This is a genomic window from Novosphingobium sp. AP12 (genome assembly GCF_000281975.1).
Classification (GTDB): domain Bacteria; phylum Pseudomonadota; class Alphaproteobacteria; order Sphingomonadales; family Sphingomonadaceae; genus Novosphingobium.
The window spans coordinates 32,069-47,617 of record NZ_AKKE01000028.1; the positions used below are offsets into that span (position 1 = coordinate 32,069).

16 protein-coding genes are annotated in these 15,549 nt (G+C 68.6%); 5 read left to right on the forward strand and 11 right to left on the reverse strand.

Features of this window, described 5'->3' with window-relative positions; genetic code table 11:
* Positions 1-11 precede the first annotated feature (11 nt).
* Together PMI02_RS05770 and purD are read right to left on the reverse strand one after the other, a co-directional pair.
* Positions 12-545 carry a hypothetical protein gene (locus PMI02_RS05770; RefSeq protein ID WP_007680044.1) on the reverse strand — a complete coding sequence of 178 codons (534 nt, stop codon included), beginning with the start codon at positions 543-545 and terminating at the stop codon, positions 12-14.
* Positions 538-1,821, reverse strand: coding sequence for a phosphoribosylamine--glycine ligase (gene purD / locus PMI02_RS05775; protein ID WP_007680045.1), 1,284 nt, complete (start codon positions 1,819-1,821; stop codon positions 538-540). The genes PMI02_RS05770 and purD overlap by 8 nt, the downstream gene beginning before the upstream one ends.
* A 5-nt stretch (positions 1,822-1,826) precedes the next feature.
* On the opposite strand from purD, the gene xseA reads away from it, so the two are divergent.
* From xseA to PMI02_RS05795, 4 genes are all read left to right on the forward strand, one after another.
* Positions 1,827-3,335, forward strand: a complete 1,509-nt coding sequence (xseA, locus tag PMI02_RS05780) for an exodeoxyribonuclease VII large subunit (protein WP_007680046.1) — start codon at positions 1,827-1,829, stop codon at positions 3,333-3,335.
* A gap of 21 nt (positions 3,336-3,356) precedes the next feature.
* The gene (locus PMI02_RS05785; protein WP_007680047.1) at positions 3,357-3,560 is read left to right on the forward strand and encodes a DUF2093 domain-containing protein; all 204 of its coding nucleotides are present in this window, start codon (positions 3,357-3,359) and stop codon (positions 3,558-3,560) included.
* A 7-nt stretch (positions 3,561-3,567) separates the two neighbouring features.
* Positions 3,568-4,464, forward strand: coding sequence for a M23 family metallopeptidase (locus tag PMI02_RS05790; protein WP_007680048.1), 897 nt, complete (start codon positions 3,568-3,570; stop codon positions 4,462-4,464).
* A 77-nt stretch (positions 4,465-4,541) separates the two neighbouring features.
* Positions 4,542-5,537 carry an esterase-like activity of phytase family protein gene (locus PMI02_RS05795; RefSeq protein WP_007680051.1) on the forward strand — a complete coding sequence of 332 codons (996 nt, stop codon included), beginning with the start codon at positions 4,542-4,544 and terminating at the stop codon, positions 5,535-5,537.
* Positions 5,538-5,637: 100 nt separating this feature from the next.
* Here the strand turns inward: PMI02_RS05795 and rpmB are convergent, their stop codons facing one another.
* Positions 5,638-5,922: a 50S ribosomal protein L28 gene (gene rpmB, locus PMI02_RS05800; RefSeq protein WP_007680053.1), complete on the reverse strand. Its 285-nt coding sequence runs from the start codon at positions 5,920-5,922 to the stop codon at positions 5,638-5,640.
* A 115-nt stretch (positions 5,923-6,037) separates the two neighbouring features.
* Here rpmB and PMI02_RS05805 point away from each other — a divergent pair, with 115 nt between their 5' ends.
* Positions 6,038-6,493 carry a nucleoside deaminase gene (locus PMI02_RS05805; protein WP_007680054.1) on the forward strand — a complete coding sequence of 152 codons (456 nt, stop codon included), beginning with the start codon at positions 6,038-6,040 and terminating at the stop codon, positions 6,491-6,493.
* Here PMI02_RS05805 and PMI02_RS05810 read toward each other — a convergent pair.
* From PMI02_RS05810 to PMI02_RS05845, 8 genes are all read right to left on the reverse strand, one after another.
* Positions 6,490-7,194 (reverse strand): ribonuclease T, encoded by a 705-nt coding sequence (locus PMI02_RS05810; protein ID WP_007680056.1) that lies wholly within the window; start codon positions 7,192-7,194, stop codon positions 6,490-6,492. The genes PMI02_RS05805 and PMI02_RS05810 overlap by 4 nt on opposite strands.
* Positions 7,191-8,051, reverse strand: a complete 861-nt coding sequence (gene nadC, locus PMI02_RS05815) for a carboxylating nicotinate-nucleotide diphosphorylase (protein WP_007680059.1) — start codon at positions 8,049-8,051, stop codon at positions 7,191-7,193. The genes PMI02_RS05810 and nadC overlap by 4 nt, the downstream gene beginning before the upstream one ends.
* A 323-nt stretch (positions 8,052-8,374) precedes the next feature.
* Positions 8,375-9,172 (reverse strand): LytTR family DNA-binding domain-containing protein, encoded by a 798-nt coding sequence (locus tag PMI02_RS05820; RefSeq protein ID WP_007680063.1) that lies wholly within the window; start codon positions 9,170-9,172, stop codon positions 8,375-8,377.
* Between the two features lie 46 nt (positions 9,173-9,218).
* Positions 9,219-10,382, reverse strand: coding sequence for a sensor histidine kinase (locus tag PMI02_RS05825; protein ID WP_007680066.1), 1,164 nt, complete (start codon positions 10,380-10,382; stop codon positions 9,219-9,221).
* Positions 10,383-10,475: 93 nt separating this feature from the next.
* A complete protein-coding gene (locus tag PMI02_RS05830; RefSeq protein WP_238538995.1) occupies positions 10,476-11,177 on the reverse strand; it encodes a DsbA family protein in 702 nt (233 codons plus the stop codon).
* A gap of 36 nt (positions 11,178-11,213) precedes the next feature.
* Positions 11,214-12,575: a M48 family metalloprotease gene (locus PMI02_RS05835; protein ID WP_007680072.1), complete on the reverse strand. Its 1,362-nt coding sequence runs from the start codon at positions 12,573-12,575 to the stop codon at positions 11,214-11,216.
* Between the two features lie 183 nt (positions 12,576-12,758).
* Positions 12,759-14,114 carry a hypothetical protein gene (locus PMI02_RS05840; protein ID WP_036502487.1) on the reverse strand — a complete coding sequence of 452 codons (1,356 nt, stop codon included), beginning with the start codon at positions 14,112-14,114 and terminating at the stop codon, positions 12,759-12,761.
* Between the two features lie 94 nt (positions 14,115-14,208).
* The gene (locus PMI02_RS05845) at positions 14,209-15,516 is read right to left on the reverse strand and encodes an MFS transporter (protein ID WP_007680078.1); all 1,308 of its coding nucleotides are present in this window, start codon (positions 15,514-15,516) and stop codon (positions 14,209-14,211) included.
* Between the last annotated feature and the right edge of the window lie 33 nt (positions 15,517-15,549).

The window sequence follows — 15,549 nt, forward strand, 5'->3', positions numbered from 1 at the left end:
GGAGGGACCGTTCAGTTCAGCCCGCTTGGCCCAGTCATCGGCGCATCGTCGATCGGTGCGGGGCTCCGCCCCTGCTGCACAGCTTCCAGCCGTGCGAGGCACTGGGCCTTGCGCTCGTCCCGCGCCTGCGAGAGCGACTGGGCGACCTGCGCGGGCAGGGCGCAGCCCTGTGCCGGGCGGATCGGATGCTTGGCGAGACAGCCGTCCCGCGTGCTGAACAGATCGTCGGCGCAATCCTCGAACACCGCCTCGTCGGCGTCATGCAGGCTCTGGCAGCTGAGGTTCCAGCGCTGCTTGTACGACAGCTCGGCGAAGTTGGCGCAGTCCTGGTATTCGGTCTGCGCGGCCTGTTCGCGGCGCGCGCGCTCGGCGAGGGCCTTGGTCTCGGCCTGTTCCTGGGTCCGGCGTGCGGCCATCTCCTGCGTCTGGCGGCGCACGTCCTGCGCGGGCAGGTAGATGCCGTAGTAATAGCCCACGCCCGCCCCGGCGAGCAGCGCCGCCAGCGCCAGCGCAATCTTCAGGATGGGGTCGGCGTGCTTAAGCATCGGTGCGTTCGCGAGCCACTTCGCGCCAGCCGATGTCGCGGCGGCAGAAGCCGGTGGGGAAATCGAGCGCATCGACAGCCGCATAGGCGATGTCCTGCGCCTGCGTCACGGTCTTCGCCCGCGCGGTCACGTTGAGCACGCGCCCGCCGCTGGCCACCAGTTCGCCGTCCACCAAGGCGGTGCCGGCGTGGAAGACCCTGGCGCCGTTCGCCTCGGCCTCGGAGATACCGCGGATCGCGCCGCCCTTGGCCGGCGTGCCGGGATAGCCCTCGGCCGCCATCACCACGGTCAGCGCCGCATCGGGCGAGAAGCGCGGCGGCTCGATCGCGGCGAGGCGGTTCTCGGCGCAGGCGTGGAGCAGTTCGACGAGGTCCGATTCGAGCCGCATCAGCATGACCTGGCACTCGGGATCGCCGAAGCGGCAGTTGTATTCGATCAGCTCCGGCCCCTTGGCGGTGAGCATGATGCCGAGGAACAGCACGCCCGAGTAGGGCATCCCCTCGTTGGCGAGCGTGCGCACGGTGGGAGCGATGATGCGCGTCATCGCCAGCGCTTCCAGCTCGGGCGTGAGCACCCTGGCGGGGCTGTAGGCGCCCATGCCGCCGGTGTTCGGGCCTGTGTCGCCATCACCCACGCGCTTGTGGTCCTGCGCCGAGGCGAAGGGCAGGATGGTCGACCCGTCGGTCAGCGCGAAGAAGCTGGCCTCCTCGCCCTCGAGGAACTCCTCGATCACCGCCTCGGCGCCGGCGCTGCCGAAGCGTCCGGCGAAGATGTCACGCACGGCGTCCTCGGCCTCGGCCATGGTCATCGCCACGGTGACGCCCTTGCCGGCAGCGAGGCCATCGGCCTTGATGACCACCGGCGCGCCGAACTTCGCGAGCGCGGCCATGGCGGCGGCCTCATCGGTGACGCGCTCGTAGCCGCCGGTCGGGATGCCGGCGCGCGCGCACAGGTCCTTGGTGAAGCCCTTCGAGCCCTCCAGCTGCGCCGCCGCCTTGCTCGGCCCGAAGACCGCGAAGCCTTCGCCGCGCAGCGAGTCGGACAGGCCGTCGACCAGCGGCGCTTCGGGGCCGATGACGACGAGGCCGATCACGTGCGCCTCGCAGAAGGCGAGCACTGCGGCATGGTCGGTCGCGTCGAGCGCGATGCAGGTGGCCACCTGTGCGATGCCCGGATTGCCGGGCGCCGCCCACAGGGCATCGCAGCGCGGCGATTGCGCCAGCTTCCACGCCAGTGCATGTTCGCGGCCGCCAGAGCCCAGTAGCAGGATGTTCATTTCCCGTGCCTTCCGATCAATTCTACGACGATGATACCAACGATGGTCGTTTCGGGGGGCTGGTAGCGAAGGAGTCGGCCGGGGACAACGCCGCGCCCCTTTCGATCAGCGAGATTTCGAACCTGCTGAAGCGCACGGTCGAGGACCGCTTCGGCTTCGTGCGCCTGCGCGGCGAGCTTTCGGGCGTGAAACGCGCGGCCTCGGGCCACCTCTACTGCGCGCTCAAGGACGACAAGGCGGTCATCGACGGCGTCATGTGGAAAGGCGGCGCGCAGCGACTCGCCTTCCGGCCCGAGGACGGCATCGAAGTCATCGCCACCGGCAAGCTCACCACCTACCCCGGCCGCTCGAAATACCAGATCGTCATCGAATCGATGGAGATCGCGGGCGAGGGCGCGCTGCTGGCGCTGCTCGAAAAGCTGCGGCTGCGCCTCGCCGCCGAGGGCCTGTTCGCCCCCGAACGCAAGCGCGCGCTGCCGTTCCTGCCGCAGGTGATCGGGGTCGTCACCTCGCCCACCGGCGCCGTGATCCGCGACATCCTCCACCGCCTCGCCGACCGCTTCCCCAGCCGTGTGCTCGTCTGGCCGGTGCTGGTGCAGGGCGAGGGCGCGGCGGCGCAGGTGGCGAATGCCGTGCGCGGATTCTCGGCGATCCAGCCCGGCGGTCCGGTGCCGCGCCCCGACCTCGTCATCGTCGCGCGCGGCGGCGGCTCGATCGAGGACCTGTGGAGCTTCAACGAGGAGATCGTCGTGCGCGCGGTCGCCGAATCGACGATCCCGGTGATCTCCGCCGTGGGCCACGAGACCGACACCACCTTGTGCGACCATGCCGCCGACCGCCGCGCTCCCACCCCCACCGCCGCCGCTGAAATGGCCGTGCCGGTGCGCGCCGAACTCCAGAACCAGATCGACGAACTCGCCCTTCGCAAGCGCCGCTGCGCGCTGCGTCCGGTCACGCTCGGCCGCGAGCGGCTGGAAGCGCGCGTCCAGCGCCTGCCCAAGCCGGAGGCGATCCTCGCCGCCAAGGCCCAGAAGCTCGACGAGTTGTCCGACCGCCTGCGCCGCGGCCTGCGCGACGAGGCCGCGAAGAAGCGCGAGGCGCTGCACCGCGTCGCCGGCACGCTCTCGCTGCCGCTGCTGCGCCACCGCATCCAGTCCTCGGGCGAGCGGCTGGTGCGCGTCGGCCTGACCCCGCGGCTGCTCGAACGCCGCTGGACGCTGGCGCGCGACGGCCTTGCCCCGGTTGCCCGCGTGCTGCCCCAGCTCGACCCACGCCTGCCGCTCCAGCGCGGCTATGCGCTGGTAAAGACCGCAGGAGGCCGGGCGCTCACGAGCCGCGAGGCCGCTTCGCAAGAGGCAGGGCTGGTGATCGAGTTCCGCGACGGCGAACTGCCGGTATCAGTGGGCGAAAGCGGCGCCGTGCCGCCTCCCGTCGCACCCGTTGCAGCCCCCGCTCGCAAGCCCACGCGACCGGCGCCCATAGCGCCGCGACAGGACGATTTGTTCGGATCGTGATGGTCTGCTAAGGACCCACCCATGCTGATGTCCTCTGCCGATCGCCCCGCCAAGCTCGCTTATGGCCCCAACGGCTTTCGTGTCCTGAGCGCCGGGCACTACGTCCTGTGCGCCGTGAGCGGCGAGAAGATCCCGCTCGAAATGCTGCGCTACTGGAGCAACGAGCGCCAGGAACCCTACGCCACCGCCGAAATCGCCACGAAGCGCCTGCTCGGTCAGGTCTGACCGGGACATGACGGGAAGCCGGCGCGGCTTCGCGCTGCTCGTTGCCGTCGCCATTGGCACGGCGCTGGCGGTGCCCATGGTGATCCGCGCGGCAGCTCCGCGCGGCGGCGTGGCGCCGGTCGCTCCTGCCGCACCGGCCCGCCCGGTCACGATCCCCTTCAGCGGCGAGCAGACGCAGGGCGGCTGGATTCGCGGCTCGCTCCCCGCCGGCATGCGCACGCTTTCGCTCGACGGGACGCCGGTCAAGGTCGCGCCCGACGGCACGTGGTTCGCCGCGTTCGACCGTGACGCGGCGCCGCAGGCGCTGCTGCGCACGGTGCTGGCTAACGGCTCGATCGGCGAGCAGCGCGTCGTCGTCTCCCCGCGCGCCTGGCAGATCGAGAACGTCAACATTGCCCGCAGCCCCGGCGGCCCGACCGAGGCCTACATGGCTATCCGCCGCCCCGAACTCGCGCGCATCAACGCGGCGCGGGCGCAGGTGACCGATGCCCAAGGGTGGCGCCAGCACTTCGTCTGGCCCGCCAAGGGGCGCATCTCCGGCCGCTTCGGCTCGCAGCGCATCTATCGCGGCGAGCCCGGCGCCTATCACTCGGGCCTCGACATCAGCAGCGGCGCCAGCGGTACGCCTTTCGTCGCGCCTGCCGACGGCGTGGTGATCCTCACCGCCGAAAAGCCGTTCACGCTGGAGGGCAACCTCCTCATGCTCGACCACGGCATGGGCCTGAACAGCGCCTTCCTCCACTGCTCGCAGATTCTCGTGAAGGAGGGCGACCATGTCCGGCAGGGGCAGGTCATCGGCCGTATCGGCATGACCGGGCGCGCGACCGGCCCGCACCTGCACTGGTCGATCAAGTGGAACGAGGCGCGGCTCGACCCGCTGCTGTTCACCGGACCCATGAACTGACACCTGTGCCCCGCTAATTCGGCGACGCTCCCGGTTCGCGTCTTGCGCCGGATCGCCGATTCGCTACCGCAGCGCGCGTGCAGCGCATCATCGGTTCCCTCGGCCTTGTCGGCCTGCTCGTCGTGACATGGTCGCAGGGCGAGCCGCCCCCCAAGCCCATCTACGAGCTGAACCTTCGGGTGAATGCCGAGCCCCTGCCGCCCGCGCGACAGACAGCGCGGCTTGGGGCTTTCCGGCTCGAGAAGATCTGGCGCCTGCGCAGCAGATCGATCCGCTTCGGCGGCTACTCCGCTCTGCTGGCGATCCCCGGTGGCCGCTGGGCGGCCTTCAGCGACAGCGGCGCGCTGCTGCGCTTCACCCCGCCCGACCGCGCCGGTCCCGGCCCCGCCGCGAGCCCGCTGCTGCTCGGTTCAGCCGATGGCAAGGAGTTCAGCGACGTCGAGTCCGCCACGCGCGATCCGGTCAGCGGTCGGTTCTGGGTGGGGTTGGAGGGCCGCAACCAGATCATCAGGTTGGGCCCCGATTACGTAAAGACCGCCGCGATCCAGCCGCCCGCCATGCAGGACTGGGGCGACAATACCGGGCCGGAAAGCCTCGTGCGTCTCACCGATGGCCGGTTCCTGACGGTGCGCGAGGTTCCCGGGCGCTTTTTCGCCGGCACTGGAAACCCGGGCCTGCTGTTCCCGCGAGATCCGACCTCGGGCGCCCGGCCCCTCCGGTTCACTTTCGACGGGCCGCGTAATTTCGCGATAACCGACATGGCGCAGATGCCCGACGGGCGGGTGCTTGTCCTCATGCGGCGGCTGATCTGGCCGTTCCCGATGCGATTCGCCTCGCGCATCGCGATCGGCGACCCGCGCGCTATTCGCGAAGGCGAACCCTGGCATGTCGAGGAAGTGGCGCGGCTGGCCTCGGTGCTGCCGATCGACAACCTCGAGGGCATGACGGTGGAGCCCCGCGCCGACGGCCGGCTGGGCGTCTGGCTGATCTCGGACGACAATCATGCCGACTACCAGCGCACGTTGCTGTTCCGCCTGTCGGTCGACCCGGCACGGCTGCCCTGGCCCAAGTAGGATCACCGGATGGGAACGCGAAAAGGCGCGCGAAGCCAGGCTTCGCACGCCGTTTCAAGCGGATCGACCTGACGCGCTCTCCGTTAGGAGAGCAGCGAAATCAGGCTGCCTGCTTCTTCAGCAGTTCGCGCTTCACCTTGACGGCGCTGGGCGAAAGCTTGGTGTCCGAGGTCTTCAGCAGCCAGTTGTCGAGGCCACCGTTGTGCTCGACCGAGCGCAGGCCGTGCGTCGAGACGCGGAACTTGAAGCTGCGCTCCAGGCCGTCCGACAGCAGGGTCACGTTCTGCAGGTTGGGAAGGAAGACGCGCTTGGTCTTGTTGTTGGCGTGGCTGACGTTGCAGCCGACCTGGCGGCCCTTGCCAGTCAGTTCGCAGATGCGGGACATGTCTACTCTCGCTCGAAAAAGATCTGTTGCCGTAGAAACGGGAAGGCGCGCCCTTAGCGAGTCGCCCGTGCAAGGTCAAGTTGCGCACAGGTTTTTCGCAGGCTAGCGCAAACCCATGACTCGTTGGCCGCTCCCCGAATACATGGCTCTCGCTCTCGCGCAAGCCCGCGAAGCCGCTGATTTGGGCGAAGTTCCCATCGGCGCGGTGGTGGTGAAGGACGGCAGCGTGCTGGCGACGGGCCGCAACGGCCCTCGCGAACGGCACGACCCCACCAGCCACGCCGAGATCGAGGCGATTCGCGCCGCGGCGCGGGTGCTGGGCAACGAACGCCTCGAAGGCTGCGAGCTGTGGGTCACGCTGGAGCCCTGCGCGATGTGCGCCGGGGCCATCGCCCACGCCCGCATCGCGCGGCTCTACTACGGGGCATCCGATCCCAAGGGCGGCGCGGTGGAGCACGGCGCGCGGGTGTTCGAGCATCCGCAGTGCCTGCACCGCCCCGAAGTCTACACCGGCATAGGCGAGGCCGAATCGGCGGAAATGCTGCGGCGATTTTTCCGCGAGCGGCGCTAGAGCCCGCGCCAGATCTTCAGCGGCGCCGAATCGGGCAGGCCGAACTGCCGCGCGGGGCAGCGGCCGGGGCGGAAGTCCTTGCGGTAGCATAGCCGCACTTCTCGCAACCAGCCGTTGTCGCTCGCGCCGATGCCGACGGCGGCGCGGGGCCAGCCGGGGTTCGTTGCCAGGAACTGGTCGCGCAGCATGCCGGCGGTCAGGTCCCGCTTACGGGACAGCCGGTCGGCGTCGGGCCACCCGAGCGAGCGCCACAGGATCGCGCTGACGCGGAAATAGGTCTCGGGCGTCTTTACCATGCAGCTGCCGTGCTTGGCCCACTCGTGCGCCAGCAGCGAGGGCGAGGGGGTCATGCACAAGTGCTGGCGCAACAGTTGCGGCGGAGGGAGAGGTGCCGCCGCGCACCACTGCGGCGCGGGGCCGCGCGCCGATTCGGGCCATAGACCATGCAGCACGAAGCCGAATCGCCCGTTGGCCTTGGCGCACTGCATCGAACGCGTGTCGCCGCTGGTCTTGCAGTAGTCGGGCGACCAACTCGCCGCGAGGGTATAGCCGGCGATCGGCGTCCGACGTGCAGGACCGTCGGGCGTGACAGGGGCCACGGCAGCGACCCTGGGCGGCATGGAGCATTGATAGGCCTGCGCGAGTGCCGGGACGGGCAGGACGCTCGCCATCGCCGCGATCAGCGCCCCGGCGCTCCTCACAGCGGCGTGAAGTCCAGTCCGATGTCGGCGGCGGGGGCGCTCTGGGTCAGGCGGCCGACCGAGACATACGAGACGCCGGTGGCGGCGATGGCGCCGATGGTCTTGAGGTTGACGCCGCCTGAGGCTTCGGTCGGGACGCGACCGGCGACGATGGCCACGGCCTCCCGCAGCATGTCCGGGCCCATGTTGTCGAGCAGCAGGTGGTGGGCGCCCGCCGCGATGGCGGGTTCGATCTGGGCGAGGTGGTCGACCTCGCAGATGATCTGAGCCACGCCTGCGGCCTTCGCGCGGGCGACAGCCGGGCCGACGCCGCCGGCGACGAGGACGTGGTTGTCCTTGATCATCGCCGCGTCCCACAGGCCCATGCGGTGGTTTTTCGCACCGCCCTGGCGCGTCGCGTACTTTTCGAGGTGGCGCAGGCCGGGGATGGTCTTGCGCGTGTCCAGCAGGGTCGCGTGAGCCTGCATGGCGTCGACGTATTCGCGTGTCATGGTGGCGATGCCGGAGAGGTGCTGGACGGTGTTGAGCGCGCTGCGCTCCGCCGTCAGCATGGCGCGGGCATTGCCGGTCAGTTGCATGAGGTTGGTGCCGGGCTGGACCTGCGCGCCTTCCTCGACGAGGATTTCGATATCCATTGCCGGGTCGAGATTGCGGAAGAAGGCAGCCGCGATCGGCAGGCCGGCCACGGTGATCGCATCGCGCGAGTCCATCACGCCCGAAAACCGGGCGTCCGCCTCGATCACGCTTTCGGACGTGACGTCGCGGCCGCCGCCCGGGAGGCCCACGCCGAGATCCTCGGCCAGCGTTGCGTCGACGAAGGCGGCGAGGTCGAAACCGGGGATCGAGAACGATGTCATGGCGCGTCTTTTGCGCGTTCAGGTTGCGTTGTCGAGGGGGAGCAGCTTTGGGGGAGGGGAAGACCTGGCCCCATCACCCCAGAGCCCTTTTATGTCGTCGCTGCGCGCGGCGTCGTTGGCCCGCTCATTTCGGGGTCAGGGCAATTTGATGGCCTCCGACAGCCCGTCGTTCCCGCGAAGGCTGGGACCGCTAGGTACTCTCGACGCGATGTCTTGCCGACAGCTCCGCCGAAAGGCCGCGCGGCGTTGCAAGCGGTCCCAGCTTTCGCTGGGACGACGTTGAGTGGAGGGAGCAGGGGTGATGGCCCCTGCGTCCCGCTATATCAGTGAACGAAGCGCGCGATCACGTCGCGGTACGAGCGGCTCACCTTCACCTGCGCGCCCGAATCGAGCACGAGGAAGCATTCGCCGTTGGTATGCGGCTTCACCTGGCGGACCTGGTTGAGGTTGACGATGGTGGAGCGGTGGACGCGCTGGAACACGCGCGGGTCGAGGCGGCGCTCGAGGTCCTTCATCGTTTCGCGCAGGATCAGCGAGTTGTCGGCGGTGCGGATGCACATGTAGTCGCCGGCGGCTTCGATGTGCTCAATCGAATCGACGTCGATGCGGAAGATCTGGCCGCGATCCTTGATGTTGATCAGCTTTTCGTAGCGGTCCGCGCCCGGATCGCTGTCCTCGGGCATGTGGTCGACCGCGTCGGGGGCGACTTCGGCGAGCACGGTCTTGAGCTTTTCGGCTTCCTCGGACGAGCGCTTTTCCGAGAGGCGCTGGCGCACGCGGGCGAGGGTGTCGTCCAGCTTGCTCTCGTCCACGGGCTTCATCAGGTAATTCACCGCGTTCGCCTCGAAGGCGCGGACGGCGTGTTCCTGGTAGGCGGTGACGAAGACGAACAGCGGCGGCTCGATCTCCATCACGCCCTTGACCACCGAGAAGCCGTCGAAACCGGGCATCTGGATGTCGAGGAAGACGAGGTCGGGCTTTTCGGTCTTGATCTTGCGGATCGCCTCGCGGCCGTTGGCGCAAGTGTCGATGATCTCGACATCAGGGTACTTTTCGAGCCGCAGTTGCAGCCCCTGGATGGCGAGTTTCTCGTCGTCGACAAGGATCGTGCGGATGGTCATCTGTTGTTTTCTCCGGACCGGCAAACGCGCGCGGACCAAAATTGTTTCATCGTGCAGCCGAAACGGGCTGACGCATGGGCTCGTTCATGTCCTCGGAGGTTTCGCGGCGGTCGACGGGAATTTCGATGACGACGGCAAAACCGCCCTCGAGCGGCTCTACCGTCTCGAAGCGATGCTGCTCGCCGTAGGCCTGCGACAGGCGGTCGCGGATGTTGGCCAGTCCCACGCCGGTCGATACCGGCTCCCCTCCATCGTAGGTCATGCCCGACAACCTGTTGTCGGTCGTGGGGCTTTGCAAGCCCGGCCCGGTGTCCGAGACGGTGATGCGAAGCATCGGCCCGACGAGTTGCGACGAAACGGTGATCTCTGCCCCCGCCTCCTGCTGGCTGACCGCATATTTGATCGCGTTCTCGACCAGCGGCTGGAGCAGCAGCGAGGGCAGCAGCGCGGTCTCGGTGGCGGGATCGATGTCGAAGGTGGTGCGCAGCCGTTCCTCGAAGCGCATGCGCTCGATGTCGAGGTAGAGCTGCAGCGTCTCCACTTCCTGCGCCACGGTGACGCGCGCGGAGGGCTTGTTCACCAGCGTGTAGCGCAGGAACGAGGACAGGCGCGAAAGCATCGCGTTCGCCGGCTCGGTCTGCTTGAGCAGCACCAGTGTCGAGATCGAGTTCAGCGTGTTGAACAGGAAGTGCGGGTTGAGCTGGTAGCGCAGCATGGCGAGCTGGGCGCTGGTCGCCTGGTTCTCCAGCCGGATCAGTTGGTCGTTCTGCTCCTCCACCTGGAGGTAGAAGTTGACCATGTAGTAGAGCGCGGTCCACGCCCCCAGCAGCGTTGCATCGAGGTAGAACACGCCGAGGAACAGCTGGGTGAAGCTGGCGTCGCCCTCGGTCCGCCAGAGCGAGATCACCCAGGCGTCGATGAAGGCATGCAGGCCCACCGCGAAGGGCAGGATCAGCACGGTCAGGCCCCAGGTGACGAGCGCCCGCTTGGTGATGAGCGTGCGGAAGATCACCGAGAGCACCAGCGAGATCGAGAAGCCGGTGATCGTCGCGATCAGCACCAGCACCAGCGAGGCCAGTGGCAGGTCGTTGGCCAGCGCCGACATCGTGCGCAGGATCATGGCCCCGCCCCAGCCGATGACCTGGAGGCGCCAGAACGCCTTGTCCTTGTTGGCGAAGAAGGGGATCGGCTGGATGGGCAGGACGCTCATCGGATCAGCCTAGCCGATGTTCCACGAAAGCTGAAATCCGCAAGAACCCGAGTTCACGCGTTATCCGCATCGACGCCTGCATCCCTGTCCGCATCAACGCCCCCGGGCGGCGTTCACCGCTTCCGAGAGCTGGTCGATGCCGACCGCGCCCGCGATCAGGCGCTCGCCGGCGATCCAGCTGGGCGTGCCCGAGAAGCCGAGGCGCTGCGCGATCTCGAGGTTGCGGGAGAGTTCCGCCTCGACGGTCGGGCTGGCGGCGATGCGGCGGGCCCTGTCCATGTCGAGGCCGACTTTCTGCGCCACCGCCTCGATGGTCGGCGTGTCGACCTGGCCGGCGGCGAACATGGCGTCGTGGAACTGCGGGTACTTGCCCTGCTCGGCGGCGGCGAGCGCCATCTTGGCGGCGTCGGGGCTGTGCGGGCTGATGATCGGCAGTTCGCGCACGACGATGCGCAGGTCCGGGTTCTTGGCGATGAGGCCCTGCACGTCGCCCAGGCTCTGGCGGCAGTAACCGCAGGCGAAGTCGGTGAACTCGACCAGGGTGACCTTGCCGTTCGGATTGCCGAGCACGGCGCCGGGGAACGGCGTCTCGACGTTCTGGCGCACGCCGGAGAGCGCCTGCGTGGCCTGGCGTTTCTGCAAGTTCTCCATCGCCTGCGGCAGGATTTCCGGGTGATCGAGGATGTAGTCGTGAACGACGTGCTCCACCGCGATGCGCCCCCCGTACCAGCCCCCGGCGCCCACCAGCAAGAGGGCTCCGGCGATCATTGTGAACTTCGAGGCGTTGCCCATCATATTCCTGTCGGTTTCATACGTGCGGGAGAAGCGCCCTTAGCGGCGCTTCTTGTCCCGTTCCAGTTCGGCGCGGGCCTGCATCTCGATGTCCTGCGCGCGCAGCCAGTCTGGCGTACCTTCCTTGAGCCCCGCCTCGGCCGCCTGGGCGCTGCGCAGCGCGTCGTCCATGCGGCCAGACATAACCTGCTGCTCGGCACTGGCGAGATAGGCGCGCGGCATGTCGCCGTTGGCGGCGTAGATCACGCCCAGCTGGTACCAGGCGAAGGGGTTCTCGCGGTCCCGCGCGACGGCGGTTCTGAGCACTTCCTGCGCCTCGCGGAAGTTCGCGGGGTCCTCGGTGGCGATGAGAGCGTGGCCGAACAGCGTGGCGATCAGCGGCGTGTTGCCCGAAAGCTCGGTCGCTTTGCGCAGCGGCATCATCGCCTCGGCCGCCTTGCCCGCCTCGAGCAGAATCTGGCCGTCGAGTTCGAGGAAATAAGGGTCGTCGGGATCGGCCGCGATCAATGCTTCGGTTTCCTTGCGGGCGAGGTCGAACTGCGACTCGCGGTGATAGGCATAGGCGCGCGCGTAGCGGGCGGGCACCGAATTGTCGGTCAGGGGATACTTGCGCAGCACGTCGCGCGGGGCGGCGAGGAAGCCGTAGAGCTTGGCCTTGGCGCGCAGGAAGCGCTTCTGGATCAGCGGATCGTCCGGCTTGGTCCAGGCCGGGTCCTTCTCGTAAGTGTCCTGGAGCGTGGCGATGCGGTCCGCGGTGAGCGGGTGGCTGGAATAGAACTCGTCGCCGTCCTGGGGCCGGTAGCCGTAGCGGAACTCGAGGTTCTGCAGCTTCTTGAAGAATTCGACCGAGCCGCGTCCACTGATCCCGGCGCTGGAGAGATACTGCGCGCCCGCCGCGTCGGCAGAGGCTTCCTGCGAGCGGTTATAGGCCAGGTACTTGCCCATGGCCGCCTGCTGGCCCGCCATGATGACGCCCATCGCCGCCTCGCCGCCGCCAGCCGCAGCGGCCGCAGCGCCCAGCAGCAGCGAGAGCAGCGAGATGTTGGTCGCGCTCTGGCCGCCCAGGTTCAGCACGGCATGGCCGCCGGTGACGTGGCCGAGTTCGTGGGCGATCACGCCCTGCACTTCGGCGGCGGTGTCGGCCTCGTCGATCAGGCCGGAGTTGACGTAGACCGCCTGCCCACCCGCCACGAAGGCGTTCACCGACGAATCGTTGACCAGCACGATGTCGACGTTGCCCGCGCCAAGCCCGGAAGCCTTGACCAGCGGCGCCGCCATGTCCTTGAGCAGCGCTTCGGTCTCGGCGTCGCGCAGGATCGACTGCGCGCTCGCGGGGACGGCCGACATGCCGACGAGCGCCAGCAGGGCGAGGAGAGTTGCGGGAAATCGCAGCTTCGGCATCGTTCCTCTTGGGGGCCGGCGGGCTTAACCGGCGATGAAGCCGGACCAGACGCTTCGGGGACCAAAGCACACCATCCCCGCTCGTGTCGAGCGAAGTCGAGACGCGGCGGTGCGATGAAAAATCTCCGTCATCCCAGCCTTTGCCGGGATGACGGCCGTTGTCAGCTATCGTCTGCCGACGTCTCAGCCCAGCAGGTGCTTGGCGGCGCGCTGGAGCAGGGCTTCGTCGCCGCCCGCTTCGCCCAGCACCACCACTTCGCCGCTATCCAGGCGGCGGGCGACGAGCACGGTGAATTCCTCGCCGTCGCGGGCGAGCGCGGCAAGCGGCCGGGTCTCCATGGCGCGCAGGCCGCTGGCGAGGCGTTCGCGGGCCGTCGAAGGGGTAGCGACCTTGCCTTCTTCCTCGCGGCGCAGGCGGCGTTCCTCGCGGACCAGTGCCTTGAGACCGCCGGGCACGGCGCCGAGATGCGCGGCGAGCATGCCGCTGGCGAGGTCGAGGCGGCGACCGTGGGCGATGACGGCGGCAAATTCGGTGAGGCGGGTCTTGTCGTAGTCGGCGCCGAACACGAGCTTGACCAGCGGCAGCAGCGGGGCGCGCTCCTGCCCCTTGATCCCGGCGTCTTCCAGCAGCTCCGCGAGGTCTTCCGGCGCGTCGGCGGCGGCCAGCGCGAAGTCGTAGGCGCGCCCGATCGCATCGTAGAGCGCCTGGTGCGAGCGTTCCTCGCAGCCGTGGGCGACCTGCGCCAGTTCGCGCGCGGATGCCAGCCAGTCGGCAAGGCCGAGGTCGCGCGGTTCGAACGAGGTGGGCTCCTCGTCCATCGCGAAGCCGGGGCGCGGCAGTTCGATGGGAGAGTAACTGTTGAGGGGCATCGACAGGCCGAGGTCGGCGGGGCCGTCCGCCCATTCGGTCAGCGGCTCCAGCCCGCGCAGCATGGCCGGGCGGGTGTCCTTCTCCGGCGCATCGGCGGGAACGGGGGGCTCGTCGCCCAGCGGGCCGGCGCGTTCCTTCCAGTTGATGACGCCGTAGATGTAGTCGATCCGGCCTGAGTCCCCCCGCGAGAAGGGCAGCAGGATGCCGCGGTAGAGGATCGTAACGCCCAGGGCGTTGACGAATTCGGCCTCGAACCCGATCGGCGCCTCGTTGGCGAGGATCTGCATGTAGTGGTCGGTGATGCGCGAGAGCAGCGACCGGCTCGGCACGTCCCGGATGCCGTGGATCGGGCCGTCAGCCGCGCATTCCTGCGCCAGCAGCGAGCCGAGGTGGGTGATCGAGGGGGTTTCGATGCCTCCGGTGAAGTCGAGCAGGACGCTGCGGGGACCGAAGTCGGGGAGGGTTTCGGGGGTCAGGTCGGCGATGTCGGGGAAGGCGCGGGTGCCGAGCATGCCGGCCCAGAAATTGTAGGCCCGCACCTGCATGCGGCGCTCGTCGTTGCCGGCCACCGGCGCGGTGGAGCCGCCGCCCATGTCCGGCAGGTCCGCGTCGCCGGGACTCGTCCCGGCACCGTCCTGGTCGGAAAACTGACCGTGCAAACTGTCCATGCCGAAATCCCGACTCACCCCTGTTGGATGCCCGTTCTGGCCGCACATGGTGAATTAACCTTTAAGCCCGGCCCATCGGGTAGCCCGCGATCGTTCAATCGTGCCGGATCACGCCCTCGCCGGGCCTGGGCAGCGGGGCGACGATCCGCAGAGCCACGAAGGACACGATGAGGAAGATCGACCCGGCGTGGAGCGCGAAGGACAGGCTCTGCCAGTCGGCAACGGCGCCCCATACCCACGATCCCAGCGCCATGCCGCCGAACGTCGCCGCCTGGTAGATCGACAGGCAACGACCCAGGATCGCATCGGGCGAACGCAGCTGGACGGCGGTGTTCAGCGTGGTCAGGATCATCACCCAGGCCATGCCGGACACGAAGGCGGCGGGCAGGGCGAAGCGGATGTCGTGCACCTCCGCGATCAGCGACAGCGAGAAGACGAACATCGCCGCCCCCAGCGCGAGGATACCCTCGAGCCCGATCTTGCGGCGGATCGTGCCGGTGAACGGCGCGGAGGTGATCGAGCCGATGCCGAACAGGCCGAGCATCAGCCCGAAATCCAGCTCGTCGCCGTGGATGTTGCCGCTGACCACGGCCGGGAGCAGCGATTGGTAGGCGGCAAGGCTGAAGCCCAGCGCGAAGCCGCGGATGAGCAGGCGGCGCAGCGGGCCGTTGGTCGCGCAGTAGCGGATGCCCACGGCCACGGCGGGCAGGATCGGCCGCCGGTCCACCTGCACCGGCCGCGCCTCGGGCTTCCACCAGAGCAGGACGCCGATCAGGCCGACATAGCTGATCGCGTTGATCGCGAAGGCGAACGAGACGTCCCAGATCGACATCAGCAGACCGCCCAGCGCAGGGCCTATCGAGCGCGCGATGTTGAAAGAGATCGAATTGAGCGCGATCGCCTGCGGTATCTCGCGCGGCTCGACCTGCTGGCGCACCGAGGCCTGCCACGCGGGCGAATTGAGCGCGGTGCCGATGCCCACGCTCAGCGTGAAGGCGAGCAGCAGGAACGGCGTGAGCAGGTGCGCGTAGGCGAGCGCGGCCAGCGCGGCGGAGACCACCAGCATGCCCACCTGCGCCACCAGCATGACCTGCCTGCGGTCGTAGTTGTCGGCGATGGCGCCCGCGAAGACACCCAGCAGCATGATCGGCACCGTCGCCGAAGCCTGCACCAGCGCGACCAGCTGGTGCGAGGTCGTCAGCTCGGTCATCAGCCATGCCGCGCCCACACCCTGCAGCGTCGAGCCGAGGTTGGAGAACAGGTTGGCGGTCCAGATCGCGCGGAACACGGGGTAGCGGAACGGCGAGAACGTGCTGCCGCGAGGGCGGGCGACCAGCCCCGCCGTCGTCACTTCCACCGCCTTTTCGACGGCGTGCTCTATCGCATCCTCTTTCCCATCCACGTTTCGAGGCTAGGGGGCGCGTGGCTCAGGGGC